The sequence below is a fragment of the Mangrovibacterium marinum genome (assembly GCF_003046625.1).
Taxonomy (GTDB): Bacteria; Bacteroidota; Bacteroidia; order Bacteroidales; family Prolixibacteraceae; genus Mangrovibacterium; species Mangrovibacterium marinum.
This window is the reverse complement of the sequence record NZ_QAAD01000009.1, coordinates 82580-100095: the sequence shown is the minus strand read 5'-3', so window position 1 is coordinate 100095 and position 17516 is coordinate 82580. Positions and strand designations below refer to the sequence as shown.

The 17516-nt window shown below is 48.6% G+C and carries 16 protein-coding genes and 1 tRNA gene; 4 read left to right on the top strand and 13 right to left on the bottom strand.

The window, feature by feature from the left end; translation table 11 throughout:
• Positions 1–62: 62 nt before the first annotated feature.
• Complete coding sequence (locus C8N47_RS10405) at positions 63–1136, top strand: endonuclease/exonuclease/phosphatase family protein (RefSeq protein ID WP_170111362.1); 1074 nt, start codon at positions 63–65, stop codon at positions 1134–1136.
• On the opposite strand, the gene C8N47_RS10400 is transcribed toward C8N47_RS10405, so the two are convergent.
• The 4 genes from C8N47_RS10400 to C8N47_RS10385 all read right to left on the bottom strand — a co-directional run bounded on the left by C8N47_RS10400 (position 1133) and on the right by C8N47_RS10385 (position 7216).
• Positions 1133–2062, bottom strand: a complete 930-nt coding sequence (locus C8N47_RS10400; protein WP_107822493.1) for a DUF58 domain-containing protein — start codon at positions 2060–2062, stop codon at positions 1133–1135. The genes C8N47_RS10405 and C8N47_RS10400 overlap by 4 nt on opposite strands.
• A gap of 101 nt (positions 2063–2163) precedes the next feature.
• Positions 2164–2481 carry a thioredoxin gene (trxA, locus tag C8N47_RS10395; protein ID WP_107822492.1) on the bottom strand — a complete coding sequence of 106 codons (318 nt, stop codon included), beginning with the start codon at positions 2479–2481 and terminating at the stop codon, positions 2164–2166.
• An 84-nt stretch (positions 2482–2565) separates the two neighbouring features.
• On the bottom strand, positions 2566–6204 hold the full coding sequence (gene dnaE, locus C8N47_RS10390) for a DNA polymerase III subunit alpha (RefSeq protein ID WP_107822491.1): 3639 nt from the start codon (positions 6202–6204) through the stop codon (positions 2566–2568).
• 535 nt (positions 6205–6739) lie between these two features.
• On the bottom strand, positions 6740–7216 hold the full coding sequence (locus C8N47_RS10385; protein ID WP_107822490.1) for a regulatory protein RecX: 477 nt from the start codon (positions 7214–7216) through the stop codon (positions 6740–6742).
• Between the two features lie 61 nt (positions 7217–7277).
• Between C8N47_RS10385 and C8N47_RS10380 the strand changes: the two genes are divergently transcribed.
• A complete protein-coding gene (locus tag C8N47_RS10380) occupies positions 7278–8072 on the top strand; it encodes a class I SAM-dependent methyltransferase (protein WP_107822489.1) in 795 nt (264 codons plus the stop codon).
• A gap of 999 nt (positions 8073–9071) precedes the next feature.
• Here the strand turns inward: C8N47_RS10380 and upp are convergent.
• Positions 9072–9734, bottom strand: a complete 663-nt coding sequence (gene upp, locus C8N47_RS10375) for a uracil phosphoribosyltransferase (RefSeq protein ID WP_107822488.1) — start codon at positions 9732–9734, stop codon at positions 9072–9074.
• A 142-nt stretch (positions 9735–9876) separates the two neighbouring features.
• Here upp and C8N47_RS10370 point away from each other — a divergent pair, with 142 nt between their 5' ends.
• Positions 9877–10635 carry a class I SAM-dependent methyltransferase gene (locus C8N47_RS10370; RefSeq protein ID WP_107822487.1) on the top strand — a complete coding sequence of 253 codons (759 nt, stop codon included), beginning with the start codon at positions 9877–9879 and terminating at the stop codon, positions 10633–10635.
• On the opposite strand, the gene C8N47_RS10365 is transcribed toward C8N47_RS10370, so the two are convergent.
• From C8N47_RS10365 to C8N47_RS10320, 8 genes are all read right to left on the bottom strand, one after another.
• Entirely contained in the window at positions 10636–11577 is a 942-nt protein-coding gene (locus tag C8N47_RS10365; RefSeq protein WP_170111361.1) for a polysaccharide deacetylase family protein, read from the bottom strand.
• Positions 11574–12482 (bottom strand): hypothetical protein, encoded by a 909-nt coding sequence (locus C8N47_RS18680; protein WP_146161502.1) that lies wholly within the window; start codon positions 12480–12482, stop codon positions 11574–11576. The genes C8N47_RS10365 and C8N47_RS18680 overlap by 4 nt, the downstream gene beginning before the upstream one ends.
• Positions 12463–13794 carry a polysaccharide deacetylase family protein gene (locus tag C8N47_RS10345; RefSeq protein WP_107822482.1) on the bottom strand — a complete coding sequence of 444 codons (1332 nt, stop codon included), beginning with the start codon at positions 13792–13794 and terminating at the stop codon, positions 12463–12465. The genes C8N47_RS18680 and C8N47_RS10345 overlap by 20 nt, the downstream gene beginning before the upstream one ends.
• Before the next feature lie 7 nt (positions 13795–13801).
• The gene (radC, locus tag C8N47_RS10340; protein ID WP_107822481.1) at positions 13802–14491 is read right to left on the bottom strand and encodes a RadC family protein; all 690 of its coding nucleotides are present in this window, start codon (positions 14489–14491) and stop codon (positions 13802–13804) included.
• A gap of 107 nt (positions 14492–14598) precedes the next feature.
• Positions 14599–14850, bottom strand: a complete 252-nt coding sequence (rpsT, locus tag C8N47_RS10335; protein WP_107822480.1) for a 30S ribosomal protein S20 — start codon at positions 14848–14850, stop codon at positions 14599–14601.
• Between the two features lie 33 nt (positions 14851–14883).
• Positions 14884–14955: transfer RNA gene (locus tag C8N47_RS10330), tRNA-Glu, on the bottom strand.
• A 181-nt stretch (positions 14956–15136) separates the two neighbouring features.
• Positions 15137–16078, bottom strand: a complete 942-nt coding sequence (locus C8N47_RS10325) for a hydrogen peroxide-inducible genes activator (RefSeq protein ID WP_107822479.1) — start codon at positions 16076–16078, stop codon at positions 15137–15139.
• A 50-nt stretch (positions 16079–16128) separates the two neighbouring features.
• Entirely contained in the window at positions 16129–16644 is a 516-nt protein-coding gene (locus tag C8N47_RS10320; protein WP_107822478.1) for a TrmH family RNA methyltransferase, read from the bottom strand.
• Between the two features lie 68 nt (positions 16645–16712).
• Here C8N47_RS10320 and C8N47_RS10315 point away from each other — a divergent pair, with 68 nt between their 5' ends.
• Positions 16713–17501, top strand: a complete 789-nt coding sequence (locus C8N47_RS10315; protein WP_107822477.1) for an outer membrane protein assembly factor BamD — start codon at positions 16713–16715, stop codon at positions 17499–17501.
• Positions 17502–17516: the final 15 nt, after the last annotated feature.

Genomic DNA, 17516 nt, shown 5'->3' with positions numbered 1-17516 from the left:
TGATTGGCGGATGCTTTGGGTTTTCTATCTTTAGCAACGAAACACAATTAAACCGTTCTGTATTGAAACGATTTTTCAGAAACATACTCCTTTTTTTCAACATCATAGCAGCTTTAACACTGCTTTTCATTTACCTGTCGGTATGGGTTAGCCCGGTTGTTTTCTGGGTTCCGGCCTTGGTTGGGCTGGCCTATCCGTACATTTTGCTGCTCAATATTCTTTTCATTCTATACTGGCTTTTCGCTGCTCCCAAATGGGCCTTGGTCTCCATCGTTTGTGTTGGCCTCGGCTACACTCACCTTCAAAACTACTTTCAGTTTGCCCCAAAGGAAAGCACCGACAAAGGCATTGTGGTTTGCAGCTACAACGTAAAAGCGTTTGCCGCAAAAGGATACAAATACAAAGATGCTACACAGAATGCCCAAACCATTCTGGATCATCTGAAAACGAAAAAGCCCGACATTCTTTGTTTTCAGGAGATGAGCTTTTTAAATAAGAAGGGCTATGCCGGCTTTAACAAGCAGTTCGATCTGAAAGGCTTACCAACCAAAGCCGATGCGGGGCGCGTTCACGGGCCGGTAACCCTGACTAAATTCCCAATCATCCACAAGGACGAAGTGCATTTTGAGCATACCGGCAACATGATCATCATCACCGATGTGGTGACACCGAGCGATACGCTGCGCGTTTTTAACTGCCATCTGGAGAGTTACCGCTTTACGCAGGAAGACATCAGCTCACTGGATTCCATTTCAATTAACAAGCAGGATAACAATATGAAAGAATTCCGGTTGTTTGGTTCGAAGTTGAAAAAGGCGTTCATTAAACGAGCCGAGCAAGCCGAAGAATTGCGGCGCCAGATTGATGCCTCGCCCTACCCCGTTTTAGTGTGCGGCGACTTTAACGATACGCCGGTGTCGTACACCTACCATACCGTGCGCGGCGAACTGAAAGATGCCTTTGTTGAGTCGGGAGCCGGAATCGGAAACACCTACCTCGGGCGCCTTCCCTCGTTCCGGATCGACTATATTCTGCACAGCCCCGACTTTGAGGCCTATAACTTTCAGATTGATCATGTTGATTTTTCGGATCATTACCCGGTGAGCTGCACCTTGATCCCGAACAAGAAAGATTAAAACAGGCGTTTTCGTTTGAGCAGAAACTGCATCAGCACCTCGGAAAAATTTTGGTGAATATCGGCTTCAACCAAGTCAATCTGGTACTGGCCGCACTTTATTTTGAGCTCTTCGAAATAAGCTTTTACTGCTTCGCGATAGCGTTTTTTCAACTCGCCGGGCGAGAAACGCAGATGCTGGCCGGTTTCCAGGTCGACAAAGCGATAGGGACGATTGACAAAGTCGAGTTCCCGCTCCTGCTTGTGATCGGTGACATGAAACAAAATCACTTCGTGCTTATTATAGCGCAGATGCTGCAAAGCTGAGAACAGCTCATCGTCGGCATGCTCGTCGAGCATATCGCTGAAGATAACCACAAACGAACGTTTATGCACCTGCTCGGCAATCTGATGCAGGGCCGACACCGTATTGGTTGTTTTGTTTAAGTCGTCCTTTCCGGCCGAAAGTAAGCCTGCCAGCTTGCCGTAAAGCAATTCGGCATGCACGGATGATAAGCGGTTTTCGGAGTGAAACTCAATGAAATCGGAAAAGAGCGACAAGCCTACCGCATCGCGCTGTTTGCGCATTAGATAAATCAAGGCTGCCGAGCAGTAAACCGAGAAGGCCAGCTTATTCATCCGCTTTTCTTTGCCACTGTTAAAGGGAAACAGCATCGACGAAGAGGTGTCGATGACCAGCTGACAACGCAGGTTGGTTTCTTCTTCGTATTGTTTGACATACAAACGGTCCGACCGCGCGAAAAGCTTCCAGTCGATATGCTTGGTCGATTCGCCCTGGTTATACTGGCGGTGCTCGGCAAACTCGACCGAAAAGCCGTGGAAGGGGCTGCGGTGAAGGCCCGTTATAAACCCTTCGACCACCTCGCGGGCAATCAGTTCCAAATTATCGAACTGCTGAAATTGCTGAATGTCAAACAGGTTGTTCATACCTACAAATTTAGGATACTGAGGCCGATACACAAGCCCGGGACAACTAAAAAAGGCATGAATTTCTTCACGCCTTTTCCCGATTGCTTTTATCGTTAGTCTTACAGAATAGCATCGATTTTAGCGGCCAGGCTCGATTTTGGCGCAGCACCTACATGCTTGTCAACCACTTCGCCACCTTTAATGAAAAGGATGGTGGGGATGTTGCGAATGCCAAACTGCATAGCTGTATTGGGGTTGCTGTCTACATCAACTTTGGTTACCAATACTTTTCCTTCGTAGTCGTTCGATAATTCTTCAACGACGGGAGCCACCATGCGGCAAGGACCACACCATTCGGCCCAGAAATCGACCAATACAGGGATTTCTGATTTCAATACTAATTCTTCGAAATTTGCGTCAGTTACTTCGATTGCCATAATTCAATATTTTTTTTGATTTTAAAATTCGTTCTTGCTACTTGTGCTCACCGTTCTCCGTTTTTCAGAAAATGCAGCACAAAACTAATTAATTTTGAAGGAGATATTTTCGTGTCTTCGTAAAAATGTCTCAAATTCCTGATTCAACTCGATTCGAGTGTTTCTTGAAAACAGATTGACCACGGATTTTGTTTCGGTGTCCCACAAATTAAACTTCAGCAGCGCACCACCTTTATTTTCGCGGCATCGCTGGTCAACCTCGCGGATAAACTCCTCGGTGACCGACTGCACGGCCACCTCAACGGTAACGGCCTTCACCTGGCTTTTGCGCACTTCCTCGAGCATTTCGATGTGGCGCACGCGGTATTCCAGCCCCCCGCGGAAACTTTCCTGCACCACCCCTTTCACCATAATAAAGATGTTGGGCTTACAGAACTTCCCAAACTCCACATAGTCCTTTCCGAAGAAGAACATGGTGTAGGAATCCTGGTAATCGGCCAGGGTGAGCTTGCTGTAGGGTTTACCGGTTTTACCCACGGTTTCGAAGGCTTCGGTGACCATGCCGGCAAAAGTAATCTCGCGGCCTTTTAACGCGTCGATGTTATTATTCAAATCCTTGAGGGTAAACTCGCGGCTTACAAAATTTTCGAACTCCAGTCGATAGTCGTCCAGCGGGTGGGCCGACAGATAGATGCCGATCAGCGACTTTTCCTTTTCGAGCAGCACCAGGTTGGCGAACTCGGGCACTTTGGGAATATCGGGGGTTTTTACGGCCTGCGCCGACATCACCTCGCCAAAGAGCGACTGCATGGCATTATTGCTTTCCGACTGGATCTGGTGCCCGTACTTAATCAACTTCTCGATGAAAGGGGCATCGTTTTCCTCGGCGCTGGCAAAGAACTGGCTTCGTTTCATGCCGAAGCTATCGAAAGCACCGGCACTGGCCAACCCTTCGATATTCTTTTTATTGACCGACTGCAGGTTCACGCGCTCCACAAAATCGAAGATATTGTTGAAAGGCCCTTTGTCGCGCGCTTTCACAATCTCGGCAACGGCGCCGGCGCCAACCCCCTTGATGGCGGCCATACCAAAGCGAACGTCGCCGTTTTTGTTTACAGTAAACTTCTGGAACGATTCGTTCACATCGGGGCCAAATACGTTGATGCCCATCCGCTTCGACTCTTCCATGAGCTTGGTAATATCGACAATATTGCTGAGGTTACGGCTCATGTTGGCGGCCATAAATTCGGCCGGATAGTGGGCCTTCAGGTAACCGGTTTGATAGGCAATGTAGGCATAACAAACCGAGTGCGATTTGTTGAAGGCATAGCTGGCAAAGGCTTCCCAGTCCTTCCAAATCTTATTAATCAGCTTTTCAATTTCGTTTTCCTTGCCAATCTGCTTGCAGCCTTCCACAAAATCGGGGTTGGCCTTACAGCCTTCCACGAACTTCACTTTCAGCTTATCCATCATGGCAATAATCTTTTTCCCCATGGCCTTACGCAGCGAGTCGGAGTCGCCCCGGGTGAATCCACCCAAGTGGCGCGACAGGAGCATCACCTGTTCCTGGAACACGGTAATTCCGTAGGTGTCGCTCAGGTACTTTTCCATCATGGGGTGGTCGTACTCTACCTTTTTGCGGCCATGTTTCCGCTCGATGTAGTCGGGGATGTATTCCATTGGACCGGGACGATACAGGGCATTCATGGCAACCAGGTCCTCGAAACGGTTGGGTTTCAGGTTGCGCAGGTGCTTTTTCATCCCCGGCGATTCAAACTGAAAGATTGCCGTGGTGTCGCCATGACTGAACAGCTCGAAGGTCTTGGCATCGTCCATCGGAATTTTGTCGATGTCGATGACAATTCCTTTGGAAAGCCGGATATTCTCCAAACACTCTTTAATGATCGACAGGGTTTTCAGTCCCAGGAAGTCCATCTTCAGCAAGCCGATAGCCTCCACAAAGCGGCCGTCGTACTGGGTGGTGAACAGGTGCTCCTCCTTGGTGGGCATAATGGGAATATGATCGGTCAGCGGGTCGCGGCTGATGAGGATCCCACAGGCATGCACACCGGTTTGGCGCACCGATCCTTCGAGGGTGCCCGCGTATTTGAGGGTGTCGCGCACCAGCGGATCGTCCGAATCGCGCTCGGCAGCCAGCTCGGGGCTTTCCTTATAGGCCTTGGCAAAACTCATTTTGGGTGCTTCGGGCACCAGCTTGGCCAGACGGTCGGCATCGGGCAGCGGCAGCTTGAGCACCCGCGCCACATCGCGAATAGCCAGTTTGGTGGCCATGGTTCCGAAGGTACAGATGTGCGCCACCTTGTCCTGTCCATATTTATCGGTTACCCAGTCGAGCACCATCTGACGGCCATCGTCGTCGAAGTCGATATCGACATCAGGCATGGAGATCCGGTCGGGGTTCAGGAAACGTTCGAACAGCAGGTCGTACTTAATGGGGTCGATGTTGGTAATACCCACGCAGTACGACACCGCAGCACCGGCAGCCGATCCACGGCCGGGGCCAACCAGCACGCCCATGTCGCGTGCAGCACCGATAAAGTCCTGCACAATGAGGAAGTACCCCGGGAAACCCATGGTTTTGATGGTGTCGAGCTCGAAGTCGATACGATCTTTCACATCCTTGGGCAGCGGATTTCCGTAGCGCACATAAGCCCCTTCGTAGGTGAGATGCTGCAAGTAATCGGACTCGAGCTTCACGCGGAGGGTTTTCTCGTATCCGCCGTTTCGTTCCACGCTCTTCTCGCCAAATTCCTCGAGAATGGCCGCTTCGTTAAAGGTTTCCAGGTAGTGTTCCATGGTGCCGAACTCCTCGGGAATGGGGAATGGCGGCATGATGGGCGACGAGTTCAGCTCGTACACTTCAACCTTATCGACAATTTCCTGGGTATTTTGCAGCGCTTCGGGCACATCGGCAAACAGCTCGTTCATCTCGGCCTGCGTTTTAAACCATTCTTGTTTGGTATAGCGCATCCGGTTCGGATCGTCGTAGTCTTTACCGGTATTCAGGCAGATCAGCAGGTCGTGCGCATCGGCATCTTCCTTATTAATAAAGTGAACGTCGTTGGTACAAATTACCTTAACGTCGTATTTTTTCGAGAGCTCCAGCACGCGCTCGTTCACCATCACCTGGTACTTGTACACCTGCTCGTTCATCTCGGGCAGTTCCGAGTTGTGGCGTTGCAGCTCCAGGTAGTAATCGGCGCCAAACACCGATTTGTACCATTTCACGGTTTCCTCGGCCTCCTCGAAGGTGGAGTTCATAATATGCTGCGGCACCTCGCCCCCCAAACAGGACGACGACACAATCAGGCCTTCCTTGTGCTGCTCGAGCAATTCCTTATCGATACGCGGTTTGTAGTAGAAGCCATCGGTGGCCGCCACCGAGATCAGCTTGATCAGGTTCACGTAGCCCGTGCGGTTTTTGGCCAACAGGATGAGGTGGTCGCCCGATCGGTCAACTTTATCGCTTTTATCCGATATTTTGCGCGACGCCACATAGGTTTCGCAGCCCAGGATCGGCTTCAGGCCTTCCTTTTTACAGGTATCCCAAAACTCTTTAATCCCGAACATCATCCCGTGGTCGGTCAGAGCCAGGGCGGTCATGCCGTCGTTCTTGGCTTTGCCCACCAGCCCTTTAATACTGGCGGCACCATCGAGGATGGAGTATTGCGAGTGAACGTGTAAATGCGTAAATGGAATCATTCTCAAATGGTTTAAATCGTTGGCGGAAATCGGTCGCCCCGCTTTTTTCCGCCGGCTAAAAATACGCTTTTCAATCAGGCTTTAAAAACTCCGGTCCGAGAATATTGACCGGCGAACTGCCTGTTTCGGACATTGGTTGCTTACAGCAGGCTGAATTTCTGCGTGAACAGGTCGTGAGCACGAAAATGTTGCACAACAATTGGATGCTCACGCCATGAGCACGAAAAAAAGAACTCCGAATTTGATGCCCACGCCGTGAGCACGCAAAAAAGAAGTCTGAATTGGATGCCCACGCCATGAGCACCAAAAAAAGAACTCCGAATTTGATGCCCACGCCATGAGCACGAAAAAAAGAACGCTGAATTCGATGCCCATGCCGTGAGCACCAAAAAAAGAACGCTGAATTGGATGCCCACGCCGTGAGCACCAAAAAAAGAACGCTGAATTCGATGCCCACGCCGTGAGCACGTTTCAGCAACCGATCGGTTTTAGGCTGCGGGCATGAGGGCGCGCGTGCCAATCGAAGCACAAACGCTTAGTCGGTGGTGCTGAGTTGGTCGAAGATTGAAAAGATGAGATCGGGCTCGAAACCGCGGCTTTGCGCAAAACGGACCACCTTCGCCTTCAAATCGTAGTGATTGGCGGCTTTGGTTTTACGAATTTTGTCGGCCAGCAGGCGTTTCAGGCTGTCGCGGTAGTCGTCCTCGTTAATTTCGTCCATAGCCCCCGAAATAATCGGGCCCGAAATGCCCTCGGCTTTCAGGTGAAAGGCGATTTTCACCCTCCCCCACTGGTTAAAGCGAAATTTATCGCGCACATAGCTGCTTGCAAAACGTTCCTCGTCCAAAAATTTTTGCTGAAAAAGCAGTTGCATCACCGCCTCGGCCTCCTCCGGCGCAAGCCCCCACTGCCCGAGCTTCTTCTGAATAGCACCGGGGCTTTTCTCGGCCCGGCTGCACAGCGCTGCTGCTTTGGCGAAAGCTTGCTTTTGTTCGTTATTCAATTCTGTCATTGTCGTATTTGCCCTTATTGCGCAAAGTTAATACCTTGATGCACCTTTCAAAACAACGAATATGGATCGAAATTACATTGACATCAACCGTAAGCTGTGGAACGCCCGCACCTTGATTCATTTTGACTCGGATTTTTACGGGGTAAAAGATTTTATTGAAGGAGGCAGCTCATTACAAAACATCGAACTGGAGCGGCTCGGTAACATTAAGGGGAAAAAAGTACTGCATCTGCAATGCCATTTCGGGCAGGACAGCATTTCGCTTTCGCGGATGGGTGCCAAGGTTACGGCGGTCGATTTGTCGGACGAAGCGATCAAGCGTGCCGAACAACTGGCCAAGGATTGTGGACAGGATGTTCGGTTTATCTGTTGCGATTTATACGATTTACCCAATCAGCTGTATGACTCGTTCGACCTGGTATTTACCAGCTATGGCGTAATTGGCTGGTTGCCCGATTTGAATCGCTGGGCAGCAGTCGTCTCCCATTTCCTAAAACCCCGAGGGCAACTATTGTTGGTGGAGTTTCACCCTTTCGTTTGGGCTTTTGATCCGGATTTCACGCATATCCAATACGATTATTTCAACCGTGAAACCATCGTTGAAACTGAAACCGGCACCTATACCGACCGCCAAGCACCGATTGAACTGCAATCGGTATGCTGGAACCATCCGACCAGCGAGCTACTCAACAGCCTGATCAAAGAAGGCTTAACGATCACTGCTTTTGATGAATTTGACTATTCTCCCTACAATTGCTTTAATAAAACCGTTGCCTGTGGCGAAAACAAATACAGGATCGAGCATCTGGGAAATAAAATACCGATGGTGTTTGCGGTAAGTGCATCAAAGTCATAAAAAACCTTCCTAATTCCGGGGAATCACCAACAGGAATGAAAGTTTACTATTTTTCGACGATGCTGTTATCGTTGTTTTCAACAGTTGTCGGGATTGTCATTTTAAAAAGCGTTAACCAGTAAGGAGTCCTTTTGAACAAGGAGGAAGAGTCGGAAACCGGTTGGCCTATTTTTATCGAGTGTTCACATTCGAAAATGCTATACAGAAAAAAAACAGAGTGATGTTTCTTAAGAGAGGCCGGAATCAAACGGAAAGCTCCGAAAAATCCCGGAGGGATGACATTTGGGTAGCTTTGGCATTTCCGCTGGTAAAATTCCGTCCCGGACGGGACGGGACAATCTTCGTGTTATCGTTTGTACTACCCAAATTGAATGGCTAAAGCCATTGCTGAAAGATGAAAACCTGTCCGGTAGGACAAAAGCTCCGAATTGCGCAAGAGTAGGCGAAAAAAACAGCAGGCTCCGAAACGCCGTGGAAGGAACTTTCAAAACACATACCAGTAGCCCTCTGTAACTCTCCCCTGAAATGAACCAATCCTGGCGGATCGATTCAATTCTGTCCCCTCTCTGCGAGCAGAGCGGGGAAATCCAGAAGCTACAGGTAGATTACAAAAAGCACCATCAGCGTATAAGAATGACGTTCGATCAATGCCAAAAAGTTGGGAACCGGTTGGCCTATTTTTAACAAGACCGGAATCAAACGGAAAGCTTAGTGAACCCGGGAAGCTCCGTCGTGAGACGGAGATCACCCGGTTGAACTTAGCTTTTCGGCAGATGGCAGTTGAAGATAAAAATCAGCCATGACCTTTTTGTTTCGTTTTTGTGTCCCCGTCAGACCGGCCGGGCAGGACTACAAAAATGAAAAACCGTCCGGTAGGACAAAAGATCCGCGTTGATCAAAAGTTGAAGCAAAGGAATAGGCTCTAAAGCGCCGGAAAAAGTGACGTTCATAAAAAAAGCCGGAACATGCCGGCTTCAATAGCTCTTATATCAAGAATTTCTAGTGTGAATCAATCTTGGGACCGAAGGCCAAATCGCCGGCATCGCCCAATCCGGGAACGATGTACGATTTCATGGTCATTTCCTCGTCGATGGCGCCCACCCAGAGGGTTACATTCTTGGCTTTAATGTGTTGTTTCACGTAGTCGACCCCTTTGCGGCTGGCAATAATGGCCACCAAATGCACGTGTTCGGGTTCGCCTTTTTGCATCATGGCTTTGTACGAAATCTCCATGGAGGCACCCGAGGCCAGCATGGGGTCGGTAAGCATGAGCACCTTATCGCTGATATCGGGCGTTGCCAGGTATTCAAACTCGATATGAAACTCGCCTTCGTCGTCGTACTTCCGGTAGGCCGAAATAAAGGCATTCTCGGCTTTGTCGAAAATATTCAGCAAGCCTTGCTGCAAGGGTAAGCCGGCACGCAGAATGGTTGCCAGCACCGGTTGTTGCTTCAAAACAGGCACCTGTGCAATTCCCAGAGGGGTTTTCACATCGGCCACTTTATATTCGAGTGTTTTGCTGATTTCATAAGCAAACAATTCGCCCAACCGTTCCAGGTTTCGGCGGAAACGAAGCGGGTCGCGCTGGATGCTTTCGTCGCGAATCTCAGAAATGTATTGATTGAAGATTGACGTTGATTCGCTGAGGTTGTAAATTTTCATGTCCCAAAAAAATTTTGGGCGAAAATACGCATTTTTTCCCGTTAGCCGAGAATCAGCTGGCTATAAAATTCACCTCAGCGAGTTGTTGCTGACTGTTTTGCGGCAGATATAATTCTATCTTTACCCCTGCAAACCCGCAACTATGGTCAAAGCGATTTATAAAAAACTGGTTTCGGAACGTCGTCGAATCGCGATTCGCCGGGGCATCAAACGGATTTACGCCCTTGCCTACCGGGGCACAACGGTTCGCTGCAACTGTTGCAACCGAACGTTCCGGAAATTTTTAGCCAAGGGAAACCAACCGAGAGCCAATGCCGAATGCCCTTACTGTGGCTCGCTGGAACGCAGCCGACGAATGAAGTTTTACCTGGAGCGGGAAGTGTTTTCACAAGCCATGCCTCAACGCATTTTGCATTTTGCGCCGGAGAAATGTCTGGATCAATTATTCAAAAACCAATCGTTTGAATACGTCGATGCCGATATCAACCCCGCTTACGCCAGCCATCCGATTGATATCACCCGGATTCCCTTCCCGCCAAACTATTTCGACCTGATTATATGTTCCCATGTTCTGGGGCATGTAGCCAACGAAAGGCGTGCGATCAGTGAGCTGCATCGGGTGCTAAAGCCCGGAGGACAAGCCTTAATCCTAAGCCTGTTGCAAGCCGGCCGGGAGAAAACCCTTGAGATGCCCGAACTTGAGACCGCCGCCGAGAAGCTTCATTTTTACGGAGAACCGGATTTGTGCCGGGCGCATGGAAAAGACTTTATCGACCGCCTTGGCCAGGCCAACTGGACCGTTGAATGTGTTGACTACGCGCAAAGCCTCCCTGCCGCCTTCCAGGATCAATACCGGCTGGGCAATGGCGAACGGGAACTCTTCTTTGTATGCGTCAAATAATTAAGATCTCCGGGCATAATGTTTCCCCAGCAAGGCCTTCAGGCGGTAGGCCACAAAAGCCTGTTTGAGCCGCCTCTGGGTGCTCAGCGCCGTATTTTGCTCCATGGGCAGCCGCTGATAGTGACAATTGAAACGCTCTTTTTTGATCCCGGCAGTGCCGAAGCTCAGATCGAACAATCGCTCGCGCTGGCAGGCTTCAAAAACCGCATCGCTCACCCCAAAATCGGTAAACGGAAAAGCAAAGGCTTTGATCGTGGGTTGCAGCTTGCGGTTCAGCCAGTCCATACTTTCGCGAATCTCTTCCAACTGGCTTTCCTCATCCAACAGCTCAAACTCGGGATGATCCATCGAATGCGAACCAATGGTAAAGCCATCGTTCTGCAAGCTTTTCACCTGCTCCATGGTCATGTACGGCTGATTGTCGGCCAACCACTCGTCCCAGTTAATCCCAACCTCTTCAGCCATCTCATCGAGCGAGGCCAAGTCGGCATAGGTTCGCTGCAAGCTAAGCTGAATATTCCGCGACTGAAAGATCGATGTGATCACCGAGGCCTTATAGCGATGAAAAAGATCCTTATTGTCGACAAACGATGGGTTGATGAAAAAGGTCGCGGGTATTCCCTTGCTTTTTAGCAGCGGAGCAATCAGCTCGTAACACTCTCGCAAACCATCGTCGAAACTCAGGTGGAAGCAGCCCGACAAATCGTCGCCTTTGAGCAACTGCTCCAAACCAATGGGTCTGAAATGCTGCAACAAAAAATCCAGGTCTGCCTCAAACTGCGCCACCGACGGGTAGTCGTAGTTATTGCGATAAGGCAAATCCCGATCGGACACCAGATGATAAAAAGGCAACAAAACCGGCAGCGTCCTTCCCGATTTGAGCAGGCGAAATGGCGTAATGGCCGCCAATTCAGCTATAAGTTGTTCTGAAAATTCATTCATCGTTTTAACCATTTCGCCCAAAAGGGCAAATTATTCCAGGCCAGGTAATAGTAGGTTTCGGGGCTAGCGCCAAAGCCCTTATACATGCGGGCCACACCGTCAATCATCGATCCTTCAAAGTCGAGCACATAATCTTTGCCGGCATGCAGATGTATAAAATGATCGAGCAAAAAAAACATGGCTCCCAGTTCGCGCCCCAGCGGGCTGCTGGCCGCATTGATAAAGGTAACCCGTTTTTGATGGCGCACAAAGAAAGCAGCAGCACACAGTTCGTTGGTTCGGTCGTACACTCCGTACAGCTCGCCCCTGTTGCGCGACAGCGAAAAGGTTAGCAGCTGCTTCAAGCCTTCCACTTCCTGCTTTTTCAGGCTATATTTTGAGTGCTCCGTCTTAAACGCCAGATAATCCTTTACCGCCAGCCCATTAATGAAACTGAGCCGGTTGTGCGAGGCTTTTTTCAACTTGCGCACCGTATGCTGCGAAAAATGAGCGGCCAGCTCGCGGTAGGGCTCTTTCAGATTCAACAGAAGGTTGTAGCGCACTTCAACCGCCATCTCGTTGATGGGCCGGTTCATCGCATTGAGGTGAATTTGTCCGAATGAAAAATGCTGCAGCGCGGCCTGATAAAAAGCCGCTGTTATCTGCTTGCCTGGTGTAGGAAAGATGCCCAACTGCTGGCAGTACAAGGGCTGAAACAAATAGCGGATCCCGTATTTTTTGCGATACGTCAGCGGCATCACATACTGATAATCGCCAACCACCAAAGCATCCCATACCGGACAAAGCTTATCGAGATACCACGACTGCACATACACCAGTGAGTTTGGCGCCTTGGCTACGCAAGTATCCCACTTGTCGGTATCTATCTCATCATATTTTAAATAATTAACTTGAATATCCGTCATTTTTCAAAGCCATTGCGTAGGCAGTAAGTTCTTCAAAAACAACTCGCCAGCCCTTCCAGTTTCCGGCATCGCTTAAACTTTCATTATGCCATAAACTTATAAAAGTTCCGCCGCTTTTTTTGATTTCATCCATCATTTTTTTCAGTAATTCGATGGCCTCCGCGGGCGATTTCTGCATATAATCACGCAAGGTGATATCCATACATTGAAAAGGATAAACCCGCAAATTTGTTTTCTGATCTTCTTTCAGGTCGAAAAACCAGAAAGGACTGGCAATTCCGGCTCTAAAACCGATGGTCTCGGGGTAGCCCAAGGTATAATCCTCATGAATTCCGGCTTTGATCAATCGCCGGTAGGTGCCCGGGAACAAAAGCTTCAGATAGTGCTGACGACTAGCCACCACGGGCTTGCCGATAATTTCCTCCAACACCTCACGCTCACGAGAAAGCTCCCGTTTCTTACAGTTTGAACGATAAGAGGGGTGCAGGCCGGTCTCAAAATCGCGGGATAAATCGCGCACCAAGGCTCTAAAACCGGGCTTTGCGGGCGACACATTCCGATCGTAACGGCCAGCCCTACCAACCAAAAAGAAAAAACGCAGAAGCTCTTCCTGCCCCCGATAAACCTGCCGGATATAGCCGTACGTATCGTAGGGGTCGGGATCGTCTCCCGACCAAATCCGCAAGCGCTCGCTAAACTCGTCCAATTTACCCCGCAACACACTCTTCACACTGGCAGCAATCAGCCGCCCCAGACTTTTATGCTTGTAAGCCCAGGCATTGTCAATGTCGATTGTTGTGAGAAAATTGAACCGCACTTCCGGAATCAACAGCCCTGGCCGATGCTTTTTCAACTGATCAGCAATCAGGCGCGACCATTGATTCACCACCGGCTGAACCAACATGTTGTTCCGGCTCAAGACGCTGTGCCGGGCCGGATAGCGACCATGTTTGCCAAACTGACGTTCCAGGTATTCCTCGTACCGGCTCACCAAAAAGAAGCCGGCAGCAAACGGATCGAATGGCAAAAAAGAATCGCCGGAGCTTCTAAACAGACATCGCTGCCCCTGCCATTCAACAGCCGACAGATCCTGGTACTCCAGCCCATGTTGAAACAGCAAGCTATGGGGGCGCATGGTCAACATCTTCCCCGACATCTCTTTGTTGGAATAATTAATCCGAACACCCGCTTCGCGCTCAAAAACACGCTGGTCGTCGGTGAAGCTCACCGGCAACTTCAGCAACTCCTCAAAATAGAGTTCAAAAATATACCGCAAGCGATTTGTTATTTTATTGGCGTAAACAGCAATCATGATCGGGCTACATTAATCCTTCGTCAGCAAAGCTAAAATACTGATGGTGGGCGATGATCAGATGATCGAGCACCGCAATTTCCATCAACTCGGCTGCACTTTTTATTTTACGGGTAATATTCCGGTCGGCCTCGCTGGGGCGGGTATTTCCGGAAGGGTGGTTATGACATAAGATCATCGCGGAGGCTAGTTTTTCGAGTGCCGTCTTCAGAATGATCTTCACATCGATGACGGTACCGGTTAGTCCGCCCTGGCTCACCATAAATTTATCGATGACGGTATTGGAGCGGTTCAGCAATAAGATCCAGAATTCTTCAACAGCAAGGTCCTCCAACAGCGGGCGAAAGTAATTGGCGGCATCGGCGCTCGCCGTGATGGTAAGCTTTTCAAGTGGCATCTGATCCTTTCGGCGACGGCCCAGCTCCAGCGCTGCGACAATATTCACGGCTTTGGCTTCTCCAATACCTTTGAATTTTATAAAGTCGGAGACCTGCTTTTTCCCCAGTTCATTCAGATCGTTATTCGCCGAGTTCAAAATTCTCCGGGACAGCTCAACGGCAGATTCGCCAACATTTCCGGAGCCGATTAAAATTGCCATTAGCTCTGCATCCGACAGCGAGCGGGTACCTTTAGTAATTAATTTTTCCCGTGGACGATCTTCAACTGCCCATTCTTTGATGCTTAACTTCTTATACATGGTTTGTTGGTTTTGAACTAAGTTAAAAAAATCCGGTCAAACCAACTTTATGAACGCAAAAAAAGCCTCTTCATTGCTGAAGAGGCTTCCCATCTATAAGTAATTTCTTATAATTTGTTCACATGCGAAGCAATACTTGCCTTTAAGTTTGCAGCTTTATTCTTGTGAATAATGTTTTTCTTAGCTAATCTGTCAATCATTGAAGTTACTTTCGGCAACTCGGCAACAGCAGCTTCTTTTTCAGTTGCAGCGCGCAACTTTCTCAGTGCATTACGCATTGTTTTTGCGTAGTATTTGTTCTCAAGACGTTTTTTCTCGTCTTGTCTGATTCTCTTTTTTGAAGATTGATGATTTGCCATTTTATAATTTCCTCAATTTTTTTCTTTGTAAAGTAGCCCGTAGGGGAATCGAACCCCTGCTACCAGGATGAAAACCTGGCGTCCTAACCGCTAGACGAACGGGCCATCATTATTTAGCTCCCTTGATTTTGGGACTGCAAAAATAGTTTCTTTTTTTCAGCCTCCAAATTTTTTCAAGAAATTTTTCTGAAATTTTGCGTCGCTTCATTTAGCACCGCCGTTTTTATTTCAGCGATGCAAAGAAATGGAAGATTTTTGAATCTGCAAACAAAAATCTGAAAAAAAATTACTTCCAATCGACGATCGTTCCCCGATCTTTATTCAACAAGCTCTGTGGCATCGCGTTAACAATCTCCTTCCACAACAAGTCGATGAGTTTATTCTTGGCAAAATGCCGCGAATACACCAAACTCACCTCGCGCAAGGGAGTCATATCGTCGAATGCCCGTACATGAAGCGAACGCTCGGTACTCATTCCGACCGATGCCAGCTCCGGAATCAGCGTGATCCCACCTTCCTTATCGATGATATTCATCAAGGTTTCCAGCGAACCAGCCTCGAAATGGAAAGGAAGCTCATCGTTGGCCGCTCCTTTAAACGAACAGAGGTTGATCACCTGGTGACGGAAGCAATGCCCGTCGCTCAACAACCAGATGTCAGGACCGGAAATATCTTTCACTCTGACCTCCTCTTTATCGTGCAACGGATGATCGTGATGCGCATACAGCATCATCTCCTCGTAAAAAATGGGTCTTTCGCTGATGCGGTCTTCCTTTAAGGGCGTAACCAGAATGCCTACATCCAGCAGATCCTTGTTTAAGCGATCGACAATATTCTCGGTTGTCAGTTCTTCAACCTTCAAGGTGATATTGGGATACTTACGTTTGTAGTTTCCGATAAACAGCGGCAATAAATAAGGCGCCAAAGTAGGTATAATGCCAATTTTGAGCTCTCCGGAGATGAGGTTCTTGTGATCCTTGACGATATTATTCACCTTTTCGGTCTCTTGCAGGATGATGCGCGACTGTTCGATAATACGCTTGCCCACATCGGTTGGAATCAGAGGCTGCTTGCTGCGGTCGAAGATGACAACTTCCAGATCCTCCTCCAATTTCTTAATCTGCATACTCAAGGTTGGCTGGGTAATAAAACAATGCTCGGCAGCACGCCCGAAATGACGAAAAGTGTCGACCGCAACAATGTATTCCAATTGGGTTAGCGTAATCATGGTTTATTTATAAAGTTGAGCTTAAATATAGAAAAAATCTATCCTTATCTCTATTCGGCCGAAAATAATTGTTGGCGCTGCCATTCGAACAAGCAAACGGCCAGAGCATGGGATATATTCATCGATTTACACTTTCCGGTCATGGGGATGTAAATTGCGTGCGAGCAACGTTCCAGCAGCTGATCATTTAATCCGTGTGTTTCACTTCCGAGTAAAAAGACAATTTTGTCGGGCAGCTTGGTGGTAAACAAATTGCTTGCCCCTTCGGCCGTTTCGATGGCACAAACAGCATAGCCGTCGGGTATCTGATCGAAAAAATCGGCCGACGATTGATAGTACAGGCTTACGTTTTTAAAACTCAGCCCGGCAGTCTTGCGAATGGATGCCTCCCGTTTGGGGATTTCATCATCCAGCAAAATCAGCTTCTCGCCCCCCAGGTTATCAACCAAACGCATCAAACTTCCCACATTCTGGGGATTCTTCACTTTCCACGCTGCAACAATCGGTTTAACCGGCAGGCTCGGAGCTGTTTCTGCATTAAAAAATGCCACCGAATTTGTTTCCATCCTAAAAATTATTCTTTTTCTTTGACCATTCAGAAAGCACGAAAGAAAAGATTTTAACCCATTTGTCCATGAAAGCAGTACGTTTTTTTCTTCTTTTTTTCATTGCCGCTCAACTTATTTCATGCGGAAAATCGGAAAAACAACTAGCCTCCGAAAAATTGCAGCTGGCCGAAAGCTACTATCAGCAAGGCGACACTACCCTGGCTTTGCAGCTGGCCGATTCGGTTCAGAACTACTATAAGGGAGCCATTCAGCAGGTTGTTTCAGCCGGTCAGTTTAAGAAGAAAGTATACGGAGAACTGCTCTACAAGGCACAGGACGAATTGGACTCGGTAAAAACGCAACTAACTGCACTGCAAAAAAACTTTGTGACCGAAAAAACCGAATTTGACCGCTACACACAATTTATCCATAAGCGTCAGCAGTTTCAGCGCCGATGGAACAAATCATTCATTCAGATTTACCTGGATGAACGGGGCGAGATTTACATTTCGAGCAACTATTACGGCAAGCAAGCACTCGACCATACCGGCATCCGGGTTTATGATGGCGATCTTCAGGCCAAGACCGAGCAAATACCGGTTGGCTCGCCACTTAATCACCAAAGTGATTTCATGAATATGAAATGGGAAAAGGTGTCGTACACCGACGGAAAAGAAAATGGCGTAATCGCGTTTATAGCCGAACATGCCGACCGCAACCTGAAGGCGGTGTTTTTAGGGAAGCGTTATTACTACATTATTCTGGAGAAATACGACAAGGAAGCTTTTGTTGAAGCGTTGGCCCTGTCGAAGGCATTAAAACGAAAAGCCAAGCTCGAACAACAGATTAAAACGCTGCAGTCCAAGGTTGGCTAAACGCTTGCCCGTGGG